The 500-nt window shown below is 71.0% G+C and carries 1 protein-coding gene; it reads left to right on the top strand.

Annotated elements, in window-relative coordinates:
- Positions 1-500, top strand: a 500-nt coding sequence (locus OQ789_RS25780) for a condensation domain-containing protein (protein ID WP_324689253.1), incomplete at both ends; no start/stop codon positions are given.

Consider the following 500-nt stretch of genomic DNA (forward strand, 5'->3'; position numbering starts at 1 on the left):
CACCTGGCGGCCCGGTTCAGCACGGAGTTCGACGAACCGGTGCAGATCGTCCCCGGCGACCCAGGAGCACCCTGGCGCTACCTGGACCTCACCGCGGACGACGGGGACGTCGAGGAGCGGGTGCAGGCGGTATGCGCGGCCGAACGCGCCGCGGTCTGCGACCTCGCCCACCAATCGGCGTTTCGCGCGGCACTCATTCGCACCGGCGCAGACCGGTACCGGTTCGTCCTCACCAACCATCACATCGTGCTCGATGGCTGGTCGCTGCCGATCCTGCTGCGCGAGGTGTTCGCCGGCTATTACGGGCAGCCGCTGGCTGCGGCTCCCGCCTACCGCAGCTTTGTGAGCTGGTTGGCTGACCGCGACGTGGCCGCCGCGCGGGAGGCCTGGGGCGAGGTGCTGGCCGGTTTGGACACCCCGACCCTGGTGGGACCGGCCGGCCGGGTGGGGCTGGGCCGGCGGTCGGTCGCGTCCTTTGATGTTCCTCAGCCGATCACCCA

Source organism: Mycobacterium sp. 94-17 (assembly GCF_035617725.1).
Classification (GTDB): domain Bacteria; phylum Actinomycetota; class Actinomycetes; order Mycobacteriales; family Mycobacteriaceae; genus Mycobacterium.